At 71.1% G+C, this 24,949-nt stretch carries 15 protein-coding genes and 2 tRNA genes; 6 read left to right on the top strand and 11 right to left on the bottom strand.

Annotated elements, in window-relative coordinates; translation table 11 throughout:
* Window positions 1–14 precede the first annotated feature (14 nt).
* Genes L324_RS19035 through L324_RS19025 form a run of 3 tightly spaced genes read right to left on the bottom strand, consistent with a single transcriptional unit; the run spans window position 15 to window position 3,126 of the window.
* Entirely contained in the window at window positions 15–1,253 is a 1,239-nt protein-coding gene (locus L324_RS19035; protein ID WP_037309930.1) for a glycosyltransferase, read from the bottom strand.
* Window positions 1,250–2,083: an SDR family NAD(P)-dependent oxidoreductase gene (locus L324_RS19030; protein WP_037309927.1), complete on the bottom strand. Its 834-nt coding sequence runs from the start codon at window positions 2,081–2,083 to the stop codon at window positions 1,250–1,252. The genes L324_RS19035 and L324_RS19030 overlap by 4 nt, the downstream gene beginning before the upstream one ends.
* Window positions 2,080–3,126: an alpha/beta hydrolase gene (locus L324_RS19025; protein WP_051173966.1), complete on the bottom strand. Its 1,047-nt coding sequence runs from the start codon at window positions 3,124–3,126 to the stop codon at window positions 2,080–2,082. Before L324_RS19025 ends, L324_RS19030 begins: the two co-directional genes overlap by 4 nt.
* 447 nt (window positions 3,127–3,573) lie before the next feature.
* Here L324_RS19025 and L324_RS19020 point away from each other — a divergent pair, with 447 nt between their 5' ends.
* From L324_RS19020 to L324_RS19005, 4 genes are read left to right on the top strand one after another with little or no spacing between them, the layout of a single operon-like run.
* Window positions 3,574–4,305 carry a hypothetical protein gene (locus L324_RS19020; RefSeq protein WP_037309924.1) on the top strand — a complete coding sequence of 244 codons (732 nt, stop codon included), beginning with the start codon at window positions 3,574–3,576 and terminating at the stop codon, window positions 4,303–4,305.
* Between the two features lie 37 nt (window positions 4,306–4,342).
* Window positions 4,343–6,088, top strand: coding sequence for a fatty acyl-AMP ligase (locus L324_RS19015; protein ID WP_037309922.1), 1,746 nt, complete (start codon window positions 4,343–4,345; stop codon window positions 6,086–6,088).
* Window positions 6,085–10,284, top strand: coding sequence for a type I polyketide synthase (locus L324_RS19010; RefSeq protein ID WP_037309921.1), 4,200 nt, complete (start codon window positions 6,085–6,087; stop codon window positions 10,282–10,284). The genes L324_RS19015 and L324_RS19010 overlap by 4 nt, the downstream gene beginning before the upstream one ends.
* Entirely contained in the window at window positions 10,281–11,774 is a 1,494-nt protein-coding gene (locus L324_RS19005) for an MFS transporter (RefSeq protein ID WP_037309917.1), read from the top strand. Before L324_RS19010 ends, L324_RS19005 begins: the two co-directional genes overlap by 4 nt.
* A gap of 33 nt (window positions 11,775–11,807) precedes the next feature.
* Here L324_RS19005 and L324_RS19000 read toward each other — a convergent pair.
* The 7 genes from L324_RS19000 to L324_RS18970 all read right to left on the bottom strand — a co-directional run bounded on the left by L324_RS19000 (window position 11,808) and on the right by L324_RS18970 (window position 21,125).
* Window positions 11,808–11,882 (bottom strand) — tRNA-Val (locus tag L324_RS19000).
* Window positions 11,883–11,917: 35 nt separating this feature from the next.
* A tRNA-Val gene (locus tag L324_RS18995) sits at window positions 11,918–11,992 on the bottom strand.
* A gap of 100 nt (window positions 11,993–12,092) precedes the next feature.
* A complete protein-coding gene (locus tag L324_RS18990) occupies window positions 12,093–13,937 on the bottom strand; it encodes a serine/threonine-protein kinase (RefSeq protein WP_037309915.1) in 1,845 nt (614 codons plus the stop codon).
* 445 nt (window positions 13,938–14,382) lie between these two features.
* Entirely contained in the window at window positions 14,383–16,260 is a 1,878-nt protein-coding gene (locus tag L324_RS18985) for a serine/threonine-protein kinase (protein ID WP_037309908.1), read from the bottom strand.
* A gap of 46 nt (window positions 16,261–16,306) precedes the next feature.
* The gene (locus L324_RS18980; RefSeq protein ID WP_037309905.1) at window positions 16,307–18,553 is read right to left on the bottom strand and encodes a heavy metal translocating P-type ATPase; all 2,247 of its coding nucleotides are present in this window, start codon (window positions 18,551–18,553) and stop codon (window positions 16,307–16,309) included.
* Window positions 18,554–18,700: 147 nt separating this feature from the next.
* Window positions 18,701–19,822 carry a DUF6801 domain-containing protein gene (locus L324_RS18975; RefSeq protein ID WP_037309902.1) on the bottom strand — a complete coding sequence of 374 codons (1,122 nt, stop codon included), beginning with the start codon at window positions 19,820–19,822 and terminating at the stop codon, window positions 18,701–18,703.
* 73 nt (window positions 19,823–19,895) lie between these two features.
* A complete protein-coding gene (locus tag L324_RS18970; RefSeq protein WP_037309899.1) occupies window positions 19,896–21,125 on the bottom strand; it encodes a DUF6801 domain-containing protein in 1,230 nt (409 codons plus the stop codon).
* A gap of 497 nt (window positions 21,126–21,622) precedes the next feature.
* Here L324_RS18970 and L324_RS18965 point away from each other — a divergent pair, with 497 nt between their 5' ends.
* Window positions 21,623–22,195, top strand: a complete 573-nt coding sequence (locus L324_RS18965; RefSeq protein ID WP_037309896.1) for a hypothetical protein — start codon at window positions 21,623–21,625, stop codon at window positions 22,193–22,195.
* A gap of 31 nt (window positions 22,196–22,226) precedes the next feature.
* Window positions 22,227–23,441 (top strand): lipase family protein, encoded by a 1,215-nt coding sequence (locus L324_RS18960; protein ID WP_037309892.1) that lies wholly within the window; start codon window positions 22,227–22,229, stop codon window positions 23,439–23,441.
* 78 nt (window positions 23,442–23,519) lie between these two features.
* Here L324_RS18960 and L324_RS18955 read toward each other — a convergent pair whose 3' ends face one another.
* A complete protein-coding gene (locus L324_RS18955; protein WP_037309889.1) occupies window positions 23,520–24,716 on the bottom strand; it encodes a PucR-like N-terminal domain-containing protein in 1,197 nt (398 codons plus the stop codon).
* Window positions 24,717–24,949: the final 233 nt, after the last annotated feature.

The raw sequence follows: 24,949 nt of genomic DNA, 5'->3' as shown, positions 1-24,949 counted from the left end.
GAGCGCGACGCGTCCTAACGCACTTTCCGCAGTACCTCACACGCCCGCGCCACCCCGTCCTCCTCCCGAAGACGCGCCGCGACGTACTGCGCCCCGCGGCGGAACAGCAGATTCCCGGAGAGTTCCAACAGCCGAGCGGTCAGGGCGTCCGCGGTGATCTCCCGTAACGGCAGCGGACGGGGCCCGGCGCCGAGGCGGGACACCCTGTCGCCCCAGTAGGGCTGATCGGAGAAGACCGGGCAGACCAGCGCCGGGACGCCCGCGCGCAACGCCGCCGCGGTCGTGCCCGCGCCTCCGTGATGCACCACCGCCGCGGTGCGCGGGAAGAGCCACCCGTGCGGAACATCCTGGACCGTCAGCAGGTCCTCGTCGTCGTCGAACCCGGTGTCGGTCCCGAGCAGGCCGCGCAGTCCCACCCGGCGCAGCGCCGTGCGGACGGCGGCGAAGGTCCGTTCCGCCTCGGACGGCCGCATGCTGCCGAAGCCGACGTACACCGGCGGCGGCCCCGAGGCGAGGAAGTCCCGCAGGCGCGGGTCCGGCCGCCATCCGGCGGGGGTTTCGAGAAACCAGTATCCGGTGACGTGGACCCGCGACGGCCAGTCCTCCGGCCGGGGCACGACGGCGTCGGAAAACCCGCACAGTACGGGGGTTTCCGCGCGGCGGGGTCCGCGCCATCCGGCCGGGGACAGGCCGAGTGAACGGCCGCGCCAGCGGTCCACCTCGGGCCGCAGCAGCTGCCAGGCGACGGTGTCGACGGCGTGATGGCTCAGCCGCCGTCCGCACGGCCCGAGCCCGGCCGCCCAGGGCAGCAGCGGATGCGCGAACGCCCGGGTCGGCACGCTGGGCTGGTAGTGCAGTTCGACGTCGGGGACGCCGAGCGAAGCACCCAGGTGCGCACCGAGAAACCCCAAAGTCGGCGCGAGCACGAGATCCGCTCCGTCCGCTCCTTTGTGGACATCGTCCAGCAGGCGCTCCAGCACCGGCGCCAGCGCGCCTCGCAATCCGCGCAGGAACGTCGCGGGATTGCGCCCGCCCTCGGTCCATTCGCGTCCGCCGTCCGAACCGAGGATCTCACCGGGATCGACCGAAAGCGGCGCGAAGTCCAGGCCGTATCCGGTCGCCAGCGCCCGGAAGCGTTCCGCCGCCAGCACCCGCACGCGGTCGCCTTCGGCGGCGAGACCGTGCCCCAAGGCGATACAGGGCTGGACGTCGCCCCGCGAACCGGGCGCGACGATCACGACCAGCCGGGTCACCGCTTCGCCGCCGTCAGCCGGTAGCGGAGCCGGAACGGCAGGTTCGCCAGTACCGCCGCGATCCGCGCGTCCCGGCCGACCAGGTACCGCGGCGCGGGGCGGCGGGCGGTCAGCGCGTGGACGACGACTCGCGCGGCCCGCTCGGGCGGGACCCCGGCCCGCGCCGACCGTTCCGCACTGCGTTCGGCCTCTTCCAGTTGCGCCGCATACCTTTCCCGCGCGGCTTCCGGCAGCGCGGCGCGCACCTCCTCGGCCGCGGCGCGGGCGCGTGACCAGATCGCGGTGGCGACCGCACCGGGTTCGACGAGGATCACGCCGATCCCGGACGGGGCGAGTTCGGCGCGCAGGCTGTCGGTCAAACCGACCAAGGCGAACTTCGAGGTGTGGTACGGGCCGACCATCGGTCCGGCGATCCGCCCGCCCATCGACCCGACCGTCACCACCCTGGCCCCGGACGCGGCGCGCAGCGCGGGCAACATCGCCTGCGTGACGGCGAGCTGCCCGGTGACGTTGACCTCCAGCTGGTGCCGGAAATCGTCGAGCGGGACATGCTCCAGCGGTCCGGGGCGGGCCATCCCGGCGTTGTTCACCAAGCCCCGCAACGGTCCCGCCGCCGCGACCTTCTCCCCGCACGCCGCGATCGACGCCGCGTCACGGAGATCCATCCGCAGCACGGTGACCGCCTCGCCGTACGCGCGGGCGAGATCCGTTTCGTCCGCGTCGGTGCGCACGCCCGCCCAGACGTGGGCACCCCGGCGGACCAGCTCGGCGACACAGGCCCGGCCGATCCCGCTCGACGCGCCGGTGACCACAAAGGACGGACGGGTCACGACGCCTCCCCCGTCTTCACCGGCGCGGCCAGCGCCCGCAGCATCCGCGGCCAGGTCTTGTGCAGCTGGTCCTGCCAGTACGCCCAGTGATGCGTGCCCGGCCCGTAGAAGTCCGTCATGACGGGGACACCGAGGCGATTCAGCCGGTCCGCCATCGCGGTGGTCTGGGTGGAGCACAGGAATTCGAGCAGCATCGCGCCGGGCAGGACGTCGACCGGGAGCTTCCCGTCGAACGGTCCCGGCAGGCCGTTGCCCGTCGACAGGTACAGCTCGGTGCCGCGCAGGCGGTCGGCGTTCACCAGCGGATCGTGCGCGTCCCAGCGGGACGCCTCGCGCCGGCGGTCACCCCAGAGCGCCTCGGGATCCTGCCGGGCCGAGGCGACGATCGCGCTGGTCAGCAGCTCGCCGTACGGACCGGTGGGATTGAGGTTGCCGCTGAACGACCCGGCGAACCGGAACACCCCCGGCCGCCGCGCGGCGAGTTCCACCGCCCCGTACCCGCCGAGCGAGAGGCCGGCCGCGACCCGCCGCCCGTCCCCGCGATAGGCGCGGTCGATCAGCTGCGGGACCTCGACCGCGGTGAACGTCTCCCACTGGTTGAGCACGACGTCCTTGCCGTGATTCCACCAGTCGGAAAAGAATCCCGCGGAACCGGAGCCCGGCATCACCACCAACGCGCCGGAGTCGTCGGCGAGCTTCCGGACGTCGGTGTTGGCGGTCCAGCCGCGGTAGTCCTGCAACCGCGTCTCCCCGGCGAGCAGGTACACCGCCGGCCACTTCCGGCCCGGTTCGGCGTCCCAGCCCGAAGGCAGGATCAGCCGGACCATGGCGTAGCTCCCGACGCCGACCGAGCGCACGGTGAGGTCCAGCATCCGCGGATCGCCGTCCACAGTGGACTGGGAGACGACGTGCGAGCCGTCGTCCGCGCGGGCGTCCGGGACACCGCTCTCGGCCCGCGCCGGGGCGGTGGCGACGCCCGGCAGCGCGCACGCCACGGCCGTCAGGAGCGCGACGGCGCGCAGCCGCTTCGAAGTAGTGCGCATACGTAATCCTTTGTCCCGGTCGATCGATCGAATCCGAAAATGTGACGGCGATTACCCGCAAAAGAAATCCGGAGTGCCGACACGTTAAGCGGAAGGCGCCCCTCCAGGCAATTGTCCTGCCCACAATCCGGGAGGACAATGTGAATGCCAGGGAAACAAGAAATGCTCCCACCTCCCCCATCCGGGTGACCCGTCGCTCACGGACCGTAAGCAACTGTGGCACGGTGGTACCAGACTGGCTCGCATACCAGGCAAAAGTCCGGAAGCCGCAGGTCACAGCGTGTACACGAAGGACATTTACGTTCTCTTGATACCTTCCGGTATTCGATTTCCCGCCGTAGCCTTCGTCGTGCCGCCCAGGTCCGGCGTCCGCTGACGCGACCCCGGCGCCGGTGTCCCACCGAAGGGACCGCGACCGTCCTCAGCACCCTTCCGAAAGGGATATTCATGGCTGCCCGAATTCGCCGTACCCCTCGATTTCCGCCGACGAAGTGGCGGGGCCGCACAGTCGCGCTCGTCGCTTCCGCCGCCGCGGTGGTGACCATTTCCGGCGCGTCCGGAGAATCGATTCAGGCCACTTCACCCGCCGCCGCGGCACCGGTCACTCCGGCCGTTCCGCCGGCCGCCCTGCTCCCGCCGGAAGCCGTCCCGCACGCGTCCGCGCGCGACGGTTTCGACCTCGGCACCGCACTGTCCACCTCGGACACCGCACGCCGGAAGGAGAGCCGGATCGACGTGGCCGGCTGTGAGGACGTCGTCCATGGGCGGGTCCTCGGCGCGACGGCAGGCGTCACCGGGCAGGGCTTCCAGTCCGCCGTACCCGGCGGGCAGATCTCCGAACTCGTCGCGCGCACGACGAACCCGCCCGACCTGGCGGCGTGGTCCGCTCAGGCCGGGCGGTGCTCCCAGGTGACGGTCGACGATGCGGCGGGTACCGCGGTGTCGACCGTCACCGTCCAGCCCGCGCCCGCCGTACCCGGCGCGAAAACCCTTTCCTACCGACAACTCCTGACGTTGCCCGGTCAGCCCCCCGAGCTGCCCGGACTACGCCTGCGCACCGTCGCCATCGCCGCCGACGACGTACTGGTCGTGCTCCGTGACGCCGGAACCACCGGCCTCGATCTCGACGCACTCGCCGTCGCCGCGTGGCAGCACGCCGCCGGACCGCTCGGCCGCTGAACCCCCGCAGTACCCCGCCGAACCCCGAGGAGACGCCATGTCCCTGGCCCCCGAAAACCTGCCCGCCACGGCCGGCCCCACCCTCACCGCCTGCCTTCGGCATTGGGCGGACGTCGCGGGCGACCGGCCCGCGGTCACCTTCGCCGATTTCGCGGTCGACCGCGCCGGTCTGCGGCGGACCCTGAGCTGGCGGCGACTCCGCGAGCGGGTCGACGCCGTCGCCGCCGCGCTCCCCGTCCGGCCCGGCGACCGGGTGGCCGTGCTGTGCCCGCAGAGCGCCGACTACGTCGTCGGTTTCCTCGGCGCGATCACCGCGGGCGCGATCGCCGTCCCGCTGTTCGATCCCGGACTGCCCGGCCACGCCGGACGGCTCGCCGCGGTGCTCACCGACTGCGCGCCCACCGCCGTCGTCACCACGGCCGCGGCCGAGGACGCGGTCCGGGAGTTCCTGGCCGGGCTTCCCGGCGGCGAGCGCGTCGCCGTCGTCGCGGCCGACCAGCCCGCCGAAGGACCGGCCCGCGCGTGGCCCGCCCCGGACGCGGCGCCCGACGACGTGGCGTACCTGCAGTACACCTCCGGTTCGACCCGCAGCCCGGCCGGTGTGGTGCTGACCCACGCCAATGTGCTGGCCAACGTCCGCCAGGCGGTGCACGGCCTCGGCATCGATCCGTCGGCCGGGACCACGGTGTCGTGGCTGCCGCTCTTCCACGACATGGGTCTCGTCCTCGGCCTGATCACGCCGCTGGCGATGGGCATGCGGTCGGTGCTGATGGATCCGCTGGCCTTCATCGAGCGGCCGGTGCGCTGGCTGGAGTTGCTGAGCGACCACAACGGAAGCTGGAGCGCCGCGCCGAACTTCGCGTTCCACTACTCCGCGAGCCGGGTCCGCGAAGAGGACCGCGCCCGGCTCCGGCTGGACCGCGTCGCGGCGATCGTCAACGGCGCCGAGCCGATCAACCCCGACGTACTCGACCGGTTCCACGCCGCCTTCGCCGATTCCGGCTACCGGCCGGAGAAGACGCGCCCGGCGTACGGACTGGCCGAGGCGACCGTCTTCGTCACCACCGGTCCCGGCGTACCCCCGCGGGTCACCACCTTCGACCGCGCCGCCCTCGGCACGGGCGTCGCGAAGCCGGCGGACAAGGGCCTCAAACTGGTCGCCTGCGGCGTCCCCGTCGGCCAGCACGTGGCGCTGGTCGACCCGGAGACCGGGGTCGCGCTGGACGACGGCTCGGTCGGCGAGATCTGGGTCCACGGGCCCAACGTCGGCACCGGCTACTGGCAGAAACCCTTGGAAAGCACGGAAACCTTCGGCGCCCGGCTGACCGGTGACCACAGTGGACTCCCGGAAGGGCACTGGCTGCGCACCGGTGATCTCGGCGTCCGCCACGACGGCGAGATCTACATCGCCGGCCGGATCAAGGACCTGCTGATCGTCGACGGCCGCAACCACTACCCGCAGGACGTCGAAGCGACGGCGGCTTCGGCCGACCGCGACATCCGTCCGGGCAGCGTCGCCGCTTTCGCCGTCGAGGGAACCGACACCGAAGCCGCGGTCATCGTCGCCGAACACCGCGGCCACAGCGCACTGACCACGGAGGACGAACGCGCCCTCGCCGCCTCGATCCGGCGGCTCGTTTCCGACGCGCACGGCCTCTCCCTGCGCGACGTCGTCCTCGTCCCGGCGGGCCTGGTCCCGCGGACCTCCAGCGGCAAGATCGCGCGAAGCGCCTGCCGCGACCACTACCTCGCCGGAGACTACGGAAAGGCACTGGTGCGATGAGAAACCCGTCGTTCGACACCCCCGCACTGCGCCGCTGGCTGCTCGACACCGTCGCCGAGCACACCGGCGTGGACTCCGCCCGGCTCGAACCCGACCGTCCGCTCAGCGACTACGGCCTGTCCTCCCGCCAGGCCGTCGGCATCGCCGCGGATCTCGAAGAGCTGCTCGGTGTCCCGCTCCCGGCCACCCTGCTGTGGGAGAGCCCGACCATCGACCACCTCGCCCGGTCCCTCACCGGCGGTGCCGAACCGGAGCCGGAGTCGGCCGGTACCGATCGCCGCCGGACCGACCCGATCGCCGTCGTCGGCCTCGGCTGCCGGTGGCCGGGGGCGGACGGCCTTGACGAATTCTGGGAGCTGCTGCGGAGCGGACGGGACGCCGTCCGGACCGCGCCGCCGGGCCGGTGGAGCGCCGACGCCGCGCCGGTGGTCGGTGGCTTCCTCGACGACGTTGCCGGTTTCGACGCCGACCACTTCGGCATCACCCCGCGCGAAGCGTCCACAATGGACCCGCAGCAGCGGATGCTCCTGGAGGTCACCTGGGCGGCGCTGGAACACGCCGGGATCGCCCCGGTCTCCCTGCGCGGCAGCCGGACCGGCGTGTTCACCGGGATCTCGACCCACGACTACGGGCATCTCACGATGTCCGGCGGTGACGTGGATCTGTGGACCGCCACCGGCGCCGCCGGGAGCATCTCCGCCAACCGGTTGTCCTACAGCTACGACCTGCGCGGGCCGAGCATGGCGGTGGACACCGCCTGCTCGTCTTCACTGGTCGCGGTGCACCACGCCGTGCGCGCGCTGCGCGACGGCGAAGCGGATCTGGCTCTGGCCGCCGGGGTGAACCTCATGCTGCTGCCCGGGCCGACGGCCGCGTTCGCCGCGGCGGGCCTGCTCTCCGGCGACGGCCGCTGCAAGACGTTCGCCGCGGACGCCGACGGCATCGCGCGTGCCGAAGGCTGTGGGGTCGTCGTGCTCAAACGGCTGGCGGACGCCGAATACGACGGCGACCGGGTGCTAGCGGTGATCCGCTCCACCGCGGTCAACTCCGACGGCCGGTCGCAGGGCCTCGCCGCCCCGAACCCCATCGCCCAGCAGGACATGCTGCGCACGGCGTACCACGGCGCCCGCCTCGATCCGTCCACTGTGGACTACGTCGAGGCGCACGGCACCGGCACCCTGCTCGGCGACCCGATCGAGGCCCGCTCGCTCGGCGCCGTGCTCGGCAAGGACCGGCGGCCCGACGCTCCCCTGCTGATCGGATCGGTGAAGACGAACATCGCGCACGCGGAGGCGGCCGCCGGGATCGCCGGGCTGATCAAGGTCGTCCTCGCCATGACCCACGACGAACTGCCGCCCCAGCTGCACTTCACCGCGCCCAACCCGCATATCCCGTTCGACGATCTCCGCCTGAAGGTGGTGACCGAACCGACGCCTTGGTCACGCCGGTCCGGCCGGGCCACGGCGGGGGTGTCCGCGTTCGGGTTCGGCGGGACCAACGCGCACGTCGTGCTCGAACAGGCACCGGACCTGGAACCGGCCCCGGACCGCGCGGACGTCCGGATCGGGCTGCTGTCCGCGCGGACCCGCGACCGGCTCACCGAACGGGCGACGCAACTGGCGAACTGGCTGGAATCCTCGGCCACGCCGTCGCAGTCCCTCGCCGACGTCACCCACACCCTGTTCCGGCGCGACAACGGCGGGCCGCACCGCGCCGCCGTCGTCGCCGGGGACACCGCGGAACTGGCGGTCCTGCTGCGCGCGGTCGGAACCGGGGCGGATCCGCTCCCGGCGGGCGCGGTCACCGGCACCACCCTGTCCACCGGCGGGCCGGTGTTCGTGTTCTCCGGCCACGGCTCCCAGTGGCCGGGGATGGGCCGCGGGCTGCTGGCCGCCGAGCCCGCGTTCGCCGCGCAGGTCGACAAGCTCCACGACCTGTTCACCGAACACACCGGCCGGTCACTGCGTTCCCTGCTCACCACCGCGGATCCCTTGTCCCTGCCCGAAACCCAGGCGGCCATCTTCGGGACACAGGTCGCGCTGGCCGCGCAGTGGGAGGCGCTCGGCGTCCGGCCGTCCGCCGTCATCGGGCATTCGCTCGGTTCCGCGGCCGCCGCGGTGGTGAGCGGTGTGCTCACCGCTGACGAAGCCGTCCACCTGGTCGCGACGCGTGCCCGGCTCCTGGGCACCATCGGCCCGGGTGGCGCGATGGCGGCGGTGGAACTGGCGCCGGAGGAACTCGAGCTGTACCCGGACATCGAACTCGCCGTCGAATCCGCGCCGGGACAGCTGACCGTCGCCGGGGACGCCACCGTCCTCGACCTGCTCGTCGCGGAGCTGGAGGCCGCCGGGCTGACCGCGCGCCGCCTGCCGGTCGAGGTCGCCGGGCATTCCGTCCGGGTCGACCCCGTCCTGCCCGCGCTCCGGGAGGCGCTCGTCGAACTGGGTGGCCGCCGCCCGACGGTCCCCTGGTACGACACGGTGCTGACCGATCCCCGCGAGCTGCCGGACTTCGACTCCGGATACTGGGCCGCGCACCTGCGCCGTCCGGTGCGGTTCCGGCAGGCCGTGGCGGCCGCCGCCGCGGACGGGTACCGCCTCTTCCTCGAGGTCTCACCCCATCCGATCTTGCGTGGTTCGGTGGCGCGGACGCTCGAAGCCGAGGGAATCCACGACGCCGTCGTCACCGGGACCCTGCGCCGGGGCCAGGACGAGGTCCGCGCGCTGGGCGCCGCCGCGGCCGAACTCTACTGCGCGGGAACGCGGATCACCCCCGCCGATCCGGACGACGGCGCCCGGCTGGCCGACGTCCCGCCGATGCCATGGCGGCACGAACGGCACTGGTACACCGCCGTCGAGGAGCCGCCGTCGTTCGCGGCACGGAAACCCGAGGCCGAACCCGCACGCAGCGGCGGCGACCGGCTGACCGAGATCGTCGCCGCCGTGATGGGGCTGCGGCCTGACCGGATCGACGTCGACGTCCCGCTCGTCGAACTCGGCCTCGATTCCCTGATGGCGAATCGGATCCGGGAGGCCGTGCGCCGCGAGTTCGGCACCGAGCCCGACGCGGCGGGCGTGCTCCGGGGCGCCACCCTCGCCGACCTCAGCCGGGATCTCGCGCCACGCGAAGACGAGGATCCGCGTCCTGCCCGTGGCCGGGCCTGGGACGCGGCGGACCGTCTGGTGCTGCGGCTGTGGCAGGAGCACACCGGGGCCGACGCCGCCGGTACGCATGTCCGGCTGACCGAGACCGGCAGGCCGGACCGGCTGGCCGAGCTGATCGCCGAGGGACTCAGCACGGAACTCGACACTCCCGTCGACGCCGCCGAACTCCGGCGGCACGACTCGCTCGCGGCCATCGCCGACGTCGCCCGCGCCGTCCTCGACACGCGAGAGGAAAAGGGACCGGTGCACGTCCTCGCGCCCGGTGAGGCCGGGGTCGCGCCGCTGCTGCTGTTCCACCCCGGCGGCAGCACCTGCACCGTCTACCGGCCGCTGCTGGACCGGCTGCCCGCCGCGGTGCCGTGCGTCGGGTTCGAGCGCGTTCCCGGTATCAGCATCGAAGACCGCGTCGAGCACCTGCTGCCGCTGGTGCGGGCCCAGGGTCGCGACCGGCCGTACCGGCTGGCCGGCTGGTCGTTCGGCGGGGCGCTGGCCTACGGCGTCGCCGCGCGGCTCGCCGAGGAAGGTGAGGAGGTCGAGTTCGTCGCGCTGATCGACACCATGCTCCCGCTCCCGGAGCCGGACCTCGATCCGCGGGCGTCGTCCGCCCGGCGGTTCCTGCGGTTCACCGGGTACGTCGAAGGGACCTATGGCCGGGAAGTCCAGCTGGGCCACGAGGAACTCGCGCCGCTGCCCGAGGAGGAGCAGATCGACCTGACCATGCGCCGGGTCGCCGAAGCGGGACTGCTCAGTCCCGGGGTGCTCCGGCACCAGCGTCAGTCCTTTTTGGACACGCTGGCGGCGGAACGCGGAACACCTCGCCGTTACGACGGCCGTGTCGTGCTCTACCGGGCGATCGAGCAGTACGCCGCCGGGCTCGCGATGGAGCCGCGCTACTCCCGCACGGATCTCGCGGCGGGCTGGGCCGGGTTGTGCCCGGGTCTGGAGATCGTCCCGGTCGAGGCGCATCACCTGTCGGTGGTCGACCCGCCCCATGTCGACGTCGTGGCGAGGCATCTGGCGGGCCTCCTGTGACCACGGCCCGGGCCGAGCGGGCGGTCCGCGCCTGGCCGCTGCTGGCGGTGCTCGGCGCCGGGCTCTTCCTGGTGGCGGTGGACGCGACGGTGCTGCACGTCGCGCTGCCCGACCTCGTCCGTCAGTTACGGCCGGGTGCGGCGGCACAGGTGTGGATCGTGGCGATCTACCCGCTGACCGCCGCGCCCCTGCTCCTGCCGTTCGGCACCCTCGGCGACCGGTACGGACGGCGACGGGTGCTGGTCACGGGATACGTCGTGTTCGGGATCGCGTCGTTCGGGTGCGCGTTCGCGCCGAACGTCCCGGTGCTGCTCGCCTTCCGCGCGGTGCTCGGGGCGGGCGGGGCGATGATCATGCCGGTGACGATGTCGCTGCTCCGGGAGCTCTTCCCGGAGCAGCGTCGGCGCCGGACGGCGATCGCGGTGTGCAGCGGGATCGCGGGCACCGGCTCGGTGTTCGGGCCGATCCTCGGCGGCGTGCTCGTCGAAACCTGGGGCTGGCGCGCCACTTTCCTGCTGAACCCGCCGGTGATCCTGGCGGCGGTGGTGCTGGCGCTGCGGTGGCTGCCCCGGAATCCACCGGGACGGCGGCCGTGGGACGCGCTCAGCGCGGGGCTGGCGGCGGGCGGTGTCCTCGGGATCGCGTTCGCCGTCGGGCAACCGGGTTCCTGGGTGACGGCGATCGCCTCCGCCGCGGCCGGGTGTGTCCTCATCGGACTGTTCCTGCGCCGCCAGCGCCGGACCGATCCGCCCTTGTTGGATCTGACGTTGTTCCGGCTGCCGGGCGTCCGGGCCGCGGTCGGCGGGGTGCTGCTGGTGATGAGCACGCTGGTCGGGCTCGGCCTGCTGTTCGCGCAGTATCTGCAGGTGGTGCTCGACCTCTCCCCCACCGCGGCCGCGGCGCGGCTGCTCCTGGTGCTCGGCGCGTCGGCCGTCGGCAGTGTGGTGACCCCGTCGTTGCTGGGACGGTTCGGCAACGCCCGGGTCCGCACGGCCGGATTCGCCGTGACCGTGGTGGCGTTGCTGGTCCCGGCGTCGGGGCAGGCCGCGCTGACGTCGCCGGTGCTGCTCGGCTGCGGGCTGACGGGATTGGGGCTGGGGATGGCGCTCGCGCTCACTTCGAGCACCGACACGCTGCTTTCGGCGACGTCGGCGGACCAGGCCGGAGGCGCCGCGGCGGTGGAGAAGACGGGCTACGAACTGGGCGCGGGTTTCGGCACGACGGTGTTCGGTTCCCTGGCGGCCGCCGTGTACGCGGGGCGGCTGGCGGTGCCGGCCGCTGTCCCGGAACCGGTGCGGCGACTCGCTTTGTCAGGGCCCGCACAGGCGGAAACGGCCGCCTCGGGCCTCCCGGCGCAGTTAGCCGACGAACTGCTCGACGCGGCACGAACCGCCTGCACTACGGGGCTTCAGGTATCCGCGGGCGTCGCCGCCGGACTGTTCTTGATGGCCACGGCCATATCTGGTCTCGTGAGTGGTAATGACGGTTAGAACCGTCATTACCACTCACGAGACCAGAAGCGATGGTGGGCGATACTGGGATCGAACCAGTGACCTCTTCGGTGTGAACGAAGCGCTCTCCCCCTGAGCTAATCGCCCGTGGTACGAACTCCGGTCCGCTGGGGAAGCGAACCTGGTGCGCGATACTGGGATTGAACCAGTGACCTCTTCCGTGTCAGGGAAGCGCTCTCCCGCTGAGCTAAACGCGCGTGTGCTGTTGTTCGTACTGGAGACAGCTTAGCGGACCCTGTTTCCGGGCCCGCACAGGGGATCCCCTTTCTCGATCGAACCGTGGGCGAGCAGGCGGGTTCAGGGCTTCGGGAGCTTCGGCACGATCGAGGCGGCGATCTCCTTCGTCCGGTCGCAGGGGCTTCCGCTCCCCTCCTTGGCGCTCACCCGGACGGCGACGTGTTCGGCCTCGCGCTCCGGCAGCGGCCGGTGCTGCCAGGTCACGGTGCAGTTCGAGCCACCGAACTCCCGGATGTCGCCGGTGACGCCGTTGCCGAGGTCGATCGGGGAGCCCTCGGGCGCGTAGGCCCCCCGACTCAGCTCGACGGTCAGTCTCTCGCCACCGCCCTGCCACTCGCAGATACGCAACGTCTGCGGAGCGGCTTGGGCGTTCGGCAGATTCTTGGCGACGACGGCCGTGTCGGGGACGGCGCACGGGTCGAACGGCAGCAGGCTCGCCGGGTCGCTCGCGCGGTCGACCTCGTGCGTGCGCAGCCGGGTGACAACGGCGGTCAGCATGTCGTCGGCGGCCTTGCAGGGGTCGCCGTCCTTTTCCGGATGTGAGATGAAGACGCCGAGCCGCCGCTCGGCCGGAAGCTGGATGACCGAATCGCAGCCGCCGCTGATCGTGCTGCGCAGCAACGGAAGCCCGTCGGCGGTCCGGTTCGTCCGCTCGGCACCGCTGGTGCTCATGCCTTCGCCGAGCCGGAGCTCGAAGGTCGCGCCGTTGAGGCCGGTGTACTTGCAGCGGGCGGGATAGAACGAATACGTGTCCGGTGTCAGGGTGCCGAACTCCTGCACGAACCGGCCGGCGAGGACCTTGCACGGGTCCACCAGGCGCAGGCGTTCCGGGCTCAAGGCCTCGGACACCGACAGCGAGGTCACGCCCGGCTCCTCGGGTTTGGCGTATTCGGCGACGCTGAGACCGAGTGCGACGATCCCGGTGACCATGAGCAGGACGACCGCGGCGAGCGCGCCGAACAGGATCTTCTTCGTCCGCGGCGCCATCTTCTTCGGTGGCGGCCGCCAGATCGGCAACGGCAGCGCCAGCACCGAGCGCACTTCGGCGTCCTGCTGCTGGATCCGGGCGTGCACGGACGGCGGCCAGGGAGCCGCGATGGGCGGCACCGGCCCGAGGTACTCCAGGATCTGGTACGGGGTCGGGCGACGCGCCGGATCCTTGGCGAGGCACGGTTCGGCGAGCCGCCGGATGTCGTCGGGGACCCCGGTGAGATCCGGGGTCGCGTGCACGACGTTGTACAGCGTTTGGGGTGCGGTCGGGCCGGTGAACGGACCGCGGCCGGTCGACGCCATCACCAGGATCGCGCCGAGGGAGAACACGTCGCTCACCCCGGTGACCTGCCCGCTTCCCGCCTGTTCCGGGGACATGAACGCGGGCGACCCGATGATCGCGCCCGTCCCGGTGAGGTCCTGTGCCTCCTCGGCCACCCGCGCGATGCCGAAGTCGATCACCCTGGGCCCGTCACTGGTGAGGATGATGTTGCTGGGCTTGAGATCCCGGTGGATCAGCCCGGCACGGTGGATCTCGGTCAGCGCGGCGGCCAGCCCGGACGCCAGCAGGCGCACCGATCCGGCGGGCAGCGGCCCGGCGGCGTCCACCGCTTCCTTCAACGACGGCCCGGTGACGAAGACCGAGGCGAGCCACGGGGTTTCCGCTTCCGCGTCGGCGTCCATGACCGCGGCGGTGTAGGCACCGGACACCAGGCGGGAGGTGGCGACCTCGCGCCGGAACCGTTCACGGAAGCGGGGATCGTGCGCGAACTGGGCGTGCAGCTGCTTGACCGCGACGAGCCTGCCGTCCGGCGCGAGGCCCAGCACGACGCGGCCCATGCCGCCCTCGCCGAGCTCGGCGATGATCCGGTACGGGCCGATCTGCCGGGGTTCGCCGGGATTCAACGGTTTCACTGAGCTGTTCGTCCTTGGTCGGGTCGGTCGTGAGTGGTGGTGACGGTTCTATTTTGAGGGGTAAGGCAAAGATGTCGTGCTCCGGCGAGCGTCCGGCTGGCTGGCGGAAGCCGGGCCGCGGCTCCGAGAGGCACTCTTCTGAAGACAAGTGTCCGACTTGGGTTGTTTGTGCGGTTTCGCGGGGTGGTCGTGAGTGGCAAGGAGCGTTAGAACGCTCTTTGCCACTCACGACCCCGTTCAGGAACGTGCATTTAGGCATCAACCGGACGCCGGATCGCCGCAAACTGTCCTTTGTGGACAGACCCCGATCTCGTGAGGGAGTCCCGCGTAGGTCGCCAAGTAGTGAAGGCCTCCTTCGCTACCTTGAGGGTAGGCAAGGGGACCTTCACGGCATCGAGTCGATCACGCCACGTTTGCCTTACCTCTCGATAACCGTCATCTCCACTCACGAGCGCGGGAGTCTCGGCAGCAGCGCCCCGGCGAAGTTCTTCGCCTTCTCGCAGGCCAGGTCGGCGTTCTTCTCCGCGCCGCTGGTGCCGACGGTCAGCTCGACGTTCTCCCCGACCTGGTCACCGACCGGCAGATGCAGCCAGATCAGCGAGCAGGTGGAGCGAGCGGGGCCATCGTCCGACCTCGCCAGATACACCTTGGTACCGCCGAGATCCAGGGTGGCGGTGTCCGCGTAAGACGAGTACGTCGCCTCCGTCGGCGGGGCTCCCCGCCCGAAGCTCAACCGGACACTGCCCGTCGCGTCGTACCGGCATTCGTGCAGATGTTCGCGGATCGTCTCCACCACCGGGCCGATGAGCCGGTCCACGGTCGCGGGGCCGACCAGCGCGCACGGGTCCAGCGGCGCCAGCGTGCCTGCCGGAAGCGCGCGATCGTGACCACCGGCCCGGATCCGCTTGACCGCGTCGGCGAGGGCCGCCTTGACCACCTGGCAAGCCTCGTCCTTTGTGGACAAGGAGTCCACGCGGGCGGTGAGATTGGTGTGCAACAGACCGGTGACGGGAACAGCCACCTCACACGAGCCGCCTGCCCCCTTGACGGCCAACGGGAGCCCCTCCAGCTCGCCGCCCACTTCGGCTTGGAAGAGGTCGCCTGCGATCCGCAGGTCCAGCCACTTCCCCGCGGACGAGGAATACGTGCACCAATCGAACTGGGTACCGTTCTTCGTGCTCAGCTTGCCGAAGCCGGGCACGTCGCGGCCTTCGAGCACCTTGCACAGGTCCACCTTGCGCAGGTTGTCCGGGCCGAGCGGATCCGGATTGACCGGGGTGGCGATCGGTTCGTCCGGCTGCGGGGACGCGCTCGGCGCCGCGACGGCGGGAGGCGGATCGTCCTTGCTCAGGGAAACGGCCGTGATCGTGCCACCGGCCAGCAGTACGACGGCGGCAGCGGCGATTCCCGCGTAAAGGCCGCGGCGAGACCGCTTCGGCGGGTTGAGCAGCCGCCCGACCTCGGCCTGCTGCTTGTCGATGAGGTGCCGCACGACCGGCGGCCAGGGACTGGTCATCGGCGCGATCGGGCCAAGGCGCTCCAGCACCCAGGCCGGGGGCGGCCGGTCCGCCGGGTTCTTCGCCAGGCACGGCTCGGTGATCTGCCGGAGTTCCGGCGCCAGCGAGCGCAGATCGGGCTGGACGTGCACGACGTTGTAGAGGGTGTGCGGAGTGGACGTCCCGGTGAACGGGTTCGACCCGGTCGCGGCCATCACCAGGAGCGCGCCGAAGGAGAACATGTCGCTCGCCGGGGTCAGCGGCTTGCCCTCGGCCTGCTCCGGCGACATGAACCCGGGCGAGCCGATGACCGCCCCGGTGTGCGTGAGTTCGGAGTCGCCTTCGACGGCGCGGGCGATCCCGAAGTCGATCACCCGGGGGCCGTCACCGGTCAGGATGACGTTGCTCGGCTTCAGGTCCCGGTGGATCAGCCCGGCGCGGTGGATGTCGCCCAGCGCCAGCGCGAGCCCCGCGGCGAGATGCCGGACCGCGATCGGCGGCAGCGGCCCGCCGGCGGCGACGGCCTCCGACAGCGACGGTCCCGGGACGAACACCGAGGCCAGCCACGGGGTCGGCGCGTTCGGGTCGGCATCCATGACCGGAGCGGTGTACGCGCCGGACACGAGGCGCGAGGTGTCGACCTCGCGCCGGAACCGCTCGCGGAAACCGGGATCGTGCGCGAAACCCGGGTGGACCTGCTTGATCGCGACCAGGCGGCCGTCGGAGGAGATCCCGAGCAGCACCCGGCCCATCCCGCCTTCGCCGAGCGTGGCGAACACCCGGTATCGCCCCACGCCGGTGGGTTCGCCGGTGTTCAACGGCTTCACGAAGGCCCCCTTGTCCGGGGCGATGGTACAAAACCACCCGGAAGTGTCACGCGGCGCGTCGGTCCGCCCGGCCGAAATCCTTGAGCCGGAGACTGTTGGACACGACGAGGACGGACGACAGCGACATCGCCGCCCCGGCGATCAACGGGTTCAGCAGGCCGAGCGCGGCCAGCGGGATCGCGGCGACGTTGTACCCGAACGCCCAGACCAGGTTCCCCCGGATGATCCGCAGGGTGCGGTCGGCGAGCCGGATGGCGTCGGGGACCACGCGCAGGTCTTCCCGGACCAGCACGACGTCCGCCGAGCGCAGCGCGATGTCGCTGCCCTTGGCCATCGCCATCCCCAGATCCGCGGTGGCCAGCGCCGGGCCGTCGTTGATCCCGTCGCCGACCATCGCGACCCGCGCTCCCCCGGCCCGCAGCGCCTCGATGACCTGGGCCTTCTCCGCGGGCAGGACCCCGGCGCGGACGTCGGGGATGCCGACCTCGTCCGCGACCGCGCGGGCGGCGGCCGCGTTGTCACCGGTGAGCAGGACGGTCCGCAGGCCGAGGGCGTGCAGGGCGTCGACCGCGGCCCGCGCCGACGGCTTCACGACGTCCCGGATCACCAGGCACCCGGCGACACGGCCGTCCACCGCGACGAGGATCGCCGTCGCGCCTTCGCTCTCGGCGGCGGCCAGTCCTTTCGCGAGGTCGGCCGGGACGGGAATCCCCCGATCCGCCAGCAGCCGCGTGTTGCCGACGAGGACTTCGTGCCCGTCGACCTCGCCCCGTGCCCCGAGCCCGGGCAGCGCGCAGAAGCCTTCGACCGGCGGCAACCCGGGCAGCCCGGCCCGCGCCGCCGTCACGACGGCGGTGGCGATGGCGTGCTCCGATCCGGCCTCCACCGCCCCGGCGAACCGGAGCACTTCCGGCACGGTGAACCCGTCGGCCGGGCGGCAGTCGGTCACGGTCATCTTCCCGGTGGTGACGGTGCCGGTCTTGTCGAGGACCACGGTGTCCACCGAACGGCTCGCTTCGAGCGCGTCCGGTCCCTTGATGAGGATGCCCAGCTGGGCGCCGCGGCCGACGCCCGCCATGAGCGCCGTCGGCGTGGCCAGCCCGAGCGCGCACGGGCAGGCGATGATGAGCACGGCGACGGCCGCCGCGAAGCCGTCGCGAGCGGGCGCCCCGGTGACCAGCCACCCCGCCAGGGTCAGCGCGGCCACCCCGAGCACGGCGGGGACGAACACCGCGCAGATCCGGTCGACCAGACGCTGCACGGCGGCTTTGCGGGCCTGCGCGCGTTCCGCCAGCGCCGTCATCTGGGCCAGCTGGGTATGCGCGCCGACGGCGGTCGCCCGGATCACCAGCCTGCCGTCCCGGTTCACCGAGGCCCCGATGACCCGGTCGCCCGCGCCGACCTCCGCGGGCACGGGTTCGCCGGTCACCGCGCTGACATCCACAGTGGACAGTCCACTGTCGACGACGCCGTCCGCGGCGATCGACTCACCCGGTTTCACCACGAAGAGGTCTCCGACGGCCAGTTCGCCGATCGGGACCATCAGCTCGACCCCGTCGCGCGAGACCCGGACGTCCTTGGCCGCCATCGCCTCCAGTGCCGCCAGCAGTCCGGCCGCGCTGCGCCGGGACCGGCTTTCGAAGTAGCGGCCCGCCAGCAGGAAGGTGGTCACCCCGGCGGCGACGTCGAGGTAGATCGCGTCCGCTCCGGCCGCCGTCGGACCGAAGCCGATCCAGTATCCCGGTCCGGTACCCCCGGAGAACGCCGACCACGCGGACCAGGCGAACGAGGCGGGCACGCCGATCGACACCAGGGTGTCCATACTGGACGAACGGTGTCGCAGATTCCGCAGTGTGGCGCGGTGGAACGGCAGCGCGGACCAGAACACCACCGGAACGGCCAGTACCAGGCACAGCAGTTCCCAGCCGGGGAAGCGCAGCCGCGGCACCAGCGCGAGGGTGATCGAAAGGTTCCCCAGCGGGATGGCCAGCAACGCGGCCACGACCAGCCGCCGCCGGAGATCGCGGACCCGCGCGAAACCGGTGCCCGGATCCTCTTCCCCGCGGATCTCCGCCGTGTACCCGGCTTTGCGGACCCGTTCGACGAGGACGTCGTCGGCCAGCTCGTCCGGGACCTGCACGGTGGCGCGCTCGGTCGCGTAGTTCACCGACGCGCGGACGCCGTCGAGTTTGTTCAGTGTGCGTTCCACGCGTGCCGAACAGGCGGCGCAGGTCATCCCCGACACGGTCAGTTCCACCGTGCGGACGGCGGTCTCCGGCGCGGAAATCGTCATGGTGCGGCACTCCCAGGGATTCACCGATGGTTCCTTGGTGGTGGAACGGGTGTCCCGTGAGGTGTCGCGAGGCAGATTACCGCCGCCGGGAACCGGACCCGCGTCCGGCCCGACTACTGCGATGGTGGTGAGAACAGGTGTGCCAGGTCAGGCTTTACGGGGCGTCAGCACGAGATCGAACGTGTTGCCGTCGCCTTGGACGAACGTGCTCAGATACGGGGTGAACGCGCCGCAGCCGGTCAGCGGAGCCAAGGCGTAGGTGCCGGTGAGCGCCCCGCCCGCCGCCATCGTGAAGCCGTCCCCGGTCCGGAGTTCCGCCGTCGACGGGCTCGAAGTCCTGCACGCGGGTCCGCTGCTGACCGGCATGCCGAGCAGGGTGACGAGCGGGAGGACGGTGGTGAACCGGGGCCGCGCCACGAAACCGGTCCCGGTGAGATCGCCGCCCTGTGGTCCGTCGGCGACGAATTCGAGGTCGGCCGCGCCCGGCACGAAGCCGAACAGCCGGAAGTCGGCGTGCGTCCTGTCGAACACCGGGCCGCCGGCGAAGACCGTGGCCGCGGTGGGGCTCAGGTCGAATCCGCCGGTCAGCGGCGCGGTGGTGCCCAGCGCCTTGAGACCGGTCTTCCCGGCGACCGTGTAGTGGCGTCCCGCCGGGGTCCCGCCGAGGTCGAAGGAGAGCAGGACCGCGTCCTGGCCGGGGTCGAGTGTGCAGTCCGAAGTGAACGAGCCGAGGCCGGTGAAGGAGCCGTCGGCCTTCTTCGGCGTCAGGCGGGTGGTGAAGTCGCCGACGGTCAGGGTGGTCTTGCCCGGCTTCGCCAAGGTCACCGTGGGCACGGATCCGGTCGCCACCGGGCTGAACGAGCCCGTCGCCGGGATCTCGGTCTTCCCGACGTTCAGCGGAATGCGCACCGGCAACGGATTCGCGTCGCCGTTGACGAGCGTGACCTCCGCCGCCGCGGTGCCTTCGACCGTGGTGGCGCCGACGAGGTTGAGCCCGCGCGCCGCCTTGTCCGGCACGGAGACGGTGATCGTCAGCCCGGAGGTGGTGAGCGTGCCGCCGGGTGCGGCCGGCACCTCGAAGTCGGCCTTGATCACCGCGTCGAGCTTCTGCAGCCCGATCAGCGGGAACGGGCAGGTGAACGACAGTTTCTTCTCCACCGGCGTACCCGCCGCCGCGCCGCGGACCGCGACGAACAGCAGGCAGCAGGCGGTGAGCAGGACGATGAGGCCCGCCGCGAGCAGCATCCGGACGTTGATGCGAAAGGGCATGGTCGCCTTCCTGGACGGCGCTGGGACGGCACCGGTCCCCGTCGCGGGAGGCGACGGGGACCGGCCTGCCCGGCTACTTCTTGGTGAGGTTCAGATCGAGCGTGTTGCCGTCGCTCTTGGCGAACATGCTGATCATGTCGTTGAACGAACCACAGTTCTGCAGGGCCGACAGCGAGTAGGTGCCGGTCAGCTTCCCGCCCTTGAGCAGGTCGAAGTCCGGACCGGTGGTCATCTCGCTGGTGGAGGGGCTGACCGTGCCGCACTTCGGGTCACTGCTGATGGGGATCCCGAAGACCTGCACGCTCGGCAGGAACACGTTGAACTTGATGTGCGCCTTGAAACCGGTGCCGACGAGCTCACCGGTCTGCTTGCCGACCTGTTCGACCTTGATGTCCGAAGCACCCTGGACGAAACCGAACAGCTTGAATTCGGTGTGCGACGGGTCGAGCTTCAGATCACCGGTGAACGTCTTCGACGCGAGGTCGACGTCCGCGTCGAAGGCACCGTTGATCGGCGCCGTGCTGCCGAGTGCCTTCAGCGCGGTCTGACCCTTGATGCCGAAGGCGTACTTGAGCCCGCCGCCACCGGGGGTGGTGGTGGCGGGCGGCGTCGTCGGCGTGGTCGGGGTCGTGGGGGTGGTGGTGGGCGTGGTCGGTGTGGTGGTCGGCGTGGTGGTGCCGCCGCCGTCACCGATCTTGATCGTGGCCAGGGTGTTGTTCTGGCCCGGATCCTGGGTGCACGGCGCGTCGATCGTGCCGTCCGGCGTGATGCCGGTGACCGAACCGTCGGCCTTGCGCGGGGTGACCTTCAGCTGCAGGTCACCCACGGTGATCTTCGCTTCGCCGGGCTGGTTGAAGGTCAGCGAGGGGGTCTTGCCCGCCGCGTTGACCGTCATCTCGCCCGAGGTGGGGATGTTCTGCTTGGCGATGTCGTTGGGCACCTTGACCGGGAGGTTGAGCCCCGGGGCCGCCACGGTCGCCGCCGCGATGGCCTGTCCCTCCAGCGTGGTCGCACCGATCAGGTTCAGCCCGCTGACCGTGTCCGCGTTGATCGTGGAGACGGCCTTGATGTCGAACGTGCCGGTCGGCTGACCGGTCTTGACCGACAGCGGCAGATCGGTGTTGATCACCACCTTCAGCGACTGCGAACCCACGAGCGGGAACGTGCAGTGGTAGTTGAGCGGCAGTGAAATCGGATCGGCGACACTGGACTGCGCCCCGACCACGAGTACCGCGGTGGCAAGCCCCACGGCACCGGCAGCGGCGGCGGCGACCGCCTTCTTTGTTCCTCTACGGTGACTCACGATCGTCCTTCCGTGGTATCAACGATGATACGAAACGGCGCACAATTCCCCAGAGCAATGAATATCGGCCCGAGAGAATTCTCCGGGTAGCGACGATGTCTGACGGATCGCAACCGAACAGTAAACTAACGACGTGACAGGACCACTATCAAGGCCTCACCCGTAAAAGTTGACGGGCGGACGGCAAATTGTCACCCTGGCACGGTGCCTGTCCGCTGTTCCTAGTAAGAGCACACGAGTTTCCCCAGTACAGAGCCACCAGCGGGGCCTGGCGGAACCACTGACGCCGGTGACAATCCAGCGGCGTGAAACTGTGTCCCGCGTGCCAATCGCGCCTTTTCCCGCTTCCATGGTGCACCGACCGGCTTGCCTGACGGAATCTTTCGTGAGTAACCTCCCAGTTCAGCAAGCCGGTCGCCGTCGACCACAGTTGTTTTCCGCTGTCGACGGCCATCGGCCCCTCTTTCGCCGAATTCGACGGGGAAACCATGAAAAGAATGCGCCGCACGGCAGCGCGAATCGCGTTCGCCACCGTCTCCGTGACCGCCGCGGTGAGCCTGCTGAGCGCCTGCGGATCCGACGAGCCCGCCGACGCCGGCCGCCACGCCGACCCCGCCGCGCTCGCCTGGGCGGACAAGGTGTGCTCCGGAGTCGCGACGGCGTCGGCGAAGCTGTCCCAGCCGCCCGCGTTCGACCCCGCCAATCCCCAGGGGACGAAGACCGCCATGGTGGGCTTCCTGAATTCGCTCTCCGCCGCCCTCGACGACATGGCGGGCGGGATCCGGAACGCCGGGGTGCCGCCGGTCCCGGAGGGACAGTCCGCGGTGGACAAGGCCACCACCACGCTCGGCGAGACCAAGACGAAGGTGACGGACACCCTGACGAAGATGCAGGGCGCGCCGGTCACCGACCAGGCGAGCCTGCAGAAGGTGGTGGCCGACGCCGACACCACGATGAGCGGTTTGAGCGAGCCCGAGGGCCCGATCAAGCACCTCCGCGCCAACGCGGAACTCGACCTCGCCTTCACCGAATCCCCGACCTGTCGCCAGGTCTACGGCGGCAACGCCTGACATCCGTCCCGTGCTCTCTGGAGGCCCGGCCGTGCCGATCTCGTTCCCCCGTCCGACCCGCCGGACGCTCGCCGCCGCGCTGGCGATCGTCCTGTCCGCCGGCGTGCTGACCGCGCTGAGCGGCGGCCCGGCGAACTCCGCCGTCCCGGCGGCGTCCGACGACTCGTTCTACACCCCGCCGTCCCCGCTCCCGGCGGGCAAACCGGGCGACATCATCCGCTCACGGGTCTCGAAAGCGGGACCGCGTAAGGATTCCGTCAACGCGTGGCAGGTGATGTACCTGTCCACCAACGCCCTCGGGCAGCCGGACGCGGTGACCGGGACCGTGCTGGTGCCGAAGAACGCGGACCCGGCGAAGGCGCCGATCGTCTCGTTCGCCGCGGGCACGCACGGCCCGGCGTTCACCTGTACGCCGTCGAAGATGATCGACATCGGCGCGTTCTACGAACAGTCCGGCCTCGACGACCTCCTCGACGCCGGTTACGCCGTCGCGCTCACCGACTACGAGGGCTACCGGCAGGACCCGAAGACGACGTACGTGGTCGGCCGGTCCGAAGGCCCGGCGGTGATCGACGCGGTCCGTGCCGCTCAGCGCCTGCCCGAGGCGAAACTGTCCGCCGACGCCAAGGTGCTCTTCCGCGGCTATTCGCAGGGCGGCGGCGCGGCGGCCTGGGCCGGTGAACTTCAGCCGACCTATGCGCCGGAACTGAACCTCGTCGGCGTCGCGGCCGGCGGTGTCCCGGCCGATCTGGTCCAGGTCACCCTGCAGCTCGACGGGAAGTTCGGCTTCGGCGTCTTCGCCTACGCCCTCGTCGGCCTGGACAACGCCTACCCCGAACTGAAGCTGGATTCGTTCCTCAGCGACAACGGCCGCGTGAAACTGGCGGAGATGCAGAAGAGCGCGTGCACGTTCGAACTGCTCACCACCTACGCGAACCAGAAGATCGCCGACTACACGACCAGCGCGGGCTACGTCCGGCCGGAATGGGTCAAGCGGCTCACCGAGAACAAGCTGGGCGGCACACCGATCAAGGTCCCGCTGTTCCTCTACCACGCCACCCAGGACCAGCTCGTGCAGTTCTCCCAGGCCGACGCACTGCACAAGACCTATTGCGCGGCCGGTGTCAAGGAAACGTGGAAGACCTACGAAACCGACCACATCACCGCGGTCTACACCGGCAACGCCGACGTGCTCGCCTTCGTCAAGGACCGGGTCGCGGGCACCCCGGCGACGTCGAACTGCTGATCCCGCTGCCCTCTGGTCGTGAGTGGTAATGACGGTTAGAACCGTCATTACCACTCACGAGGCTTGAGCGGCGGTGGGCTACAACTCGGCGGGGCGCAGGCGTTCGGCGCGCAGCGCGAGTTCGATCCGCAGGCGCTGATCCGGATCCTCCAGCCGTTCCCCGAACAACTCCGTGAGACGGCGCAGGCGTGCCCGCACCGTCTGCGGGTGCACAGCGAGCTGCCGGGCGATCTCGGGCGCGCTCCCCCGCGTCTGCACCTGCGTGAGCAGCGTCGCCGCCAGCTCCTCGTGCTGCCGTGGCGCCAGTCCCGACAACGGTTCCAGTGCCTCTCCGGCCAGCTGGTCCAGCAGGAACTCGTCGGCGAGCAACAGCAACGTGGTGATGTGCTCCTCGCACCACAGCACCGGGCCGACCATCGTGATCATCCCCCGCTGGGCCAGTTCGGCCGCGCGACGGGCGATCCGGAACGACTCGGCGGCCTGCGCCACCGGGACGGACACCCCGACCGTGGCCGTCCACCCGGCAGGCAGCTCCCGGAGGCCACCGAGATCGGCTTCGGGGCAGGCCACCAGCGCACCGGGCGCGTCCGAGACGAGATCCGCGGGTACCGCTGTCGGGAGCAGGCCCGCGGGGAACGGGGGCGCGCCGGGCGCGGCGGTGAAGACGACCGCCGTGATCCGGTGCGGGATCCGCCAGCCGATCGCGACGGCGAGCGCGCCGACGTCCGCCTGGGCGTACCCGCCGCCGCCGGTCAGCAGCCGGAACAGCCTCGCCCGCTGCTCCGCGGGTCCGGTGGCCTCGGCCTGTGCCGCGTTGTAGCCCTCGGTCAGTGCCATCGTCACTTCGACGACGTCGCCGAACAGGCATTCGGCCGCGCCGTAGAGGACGTCGCCGGAGAGGTGCAGCCGACGGCCTGCCGCGGCGATCGACCGCCACAGCACGCGGCTCGAGACCCGGAACGCCGCCTGCGCGGCCTCCCGGCTGAGTCCTTGCTGGAACGCGATCCGGCCCTGTTCACGGAAGTCGGTCAAGAGGTCGTTCTGCAGCAGTTCGGGGACACCGACGCGGTCGATGGCGCGTTCGATACCGCGCCTGGTCAGCTCCACGGCCGCGGCACGGGCTTCGGCGTCGCTGAAAACCTCGGCGCATTCACCGATTTCGGCCATCACGCCCTCGACGCACTGCCGGGCGATCGCCGGGATCCACGGCCGGACCGCGTCACCGAGTTCCCTCGGCAGGCGTGCCCACAACGAACCAACGGGCTGCCAGCTCACGGATGCGTTCCCCCGCTCGGAAGTATGCCGACGATTCCGGGCACCCATTCCCTTTCGTCCGCGCGCCACCGGCGCACTCGAATGCACGGAGCGTAGAACCGGCGCCACATCCGTGTCAAAAGCCGTCGTGGCGAAACATCCGTCCGTGGAGCCGGCGCGGGGTACCGCGACTTTCCGTCGCCAATTCAACGTCACATTCGCGGTACACGACCTCGGCCGATCGAGTACAAACA

The sequence above is a fragment of the Amycolatopsis orientalis DSM 40040 = KCTC 9412 genome (assembly GCF_000478275.1).
Taxonomy (GTDB): Bacteria; Actinomycetota; Actinomycetes; order Mycobacteriales; family Pseudonocardiaceae; genus Amycolatopsis; species Amycolatopsis orientalis.
This window is presented reverse-complemented; position numbering and strand designations above follow the sequence as displayed.

Bases quoted from the DNA above. Each gene is read 5' to 3' on its own strand.
- L324_RS19025 (WP_051173966.1), bottom strand. From the start codon at position 3,126: ATGCGCACTACTTCGAAGCGGCTGCGCGCCGTCGCGCTCCTGACGGCC.
- L324_RS19020 (WP_037309924.1), top strand. From the start codon at position 3,574: ATGGCTGCCCGAATTCGCCGTACCCCTCGATTTCCGCCGACGAAGTGG.
- L324_RS19015 (WP_037309922.1), top strand. From the start codon at position 4,343: ATGTCCCTGGCCCCCGAAAACCTGCCCGCCACGGCCGGCCCCACCCTC.
- L324_RS19010 (WP_037309921.1), top strand. From the start codon at position 6,085: ATGAGAAACCCGTCGTTCGACACCCCCGCACTGCGCCGCTGGCTGCTC.
- L324_RS18980 (WP_037309905.1), bottom strand. From the start codon at position 18,553: ATGACGATTTCCGCGCCGGAGACCGCCGTCCGCACGGTGGAACTGACC.
- L324_RS18975 (WP_037309902.1), bottom strand. From the start codon at position 19,822: ATGCCCTTTCGCATCAACGTCCGGATGCTGCTCGCGGCGGGCCTCATC.
- L324_RS18965 (WP_037309896.1), top strand. From the start codon at position 21,623: ATGCGCCGCACGGCAGCGCGAATCGCGTTCGCCACCGTCTCCGTGACC.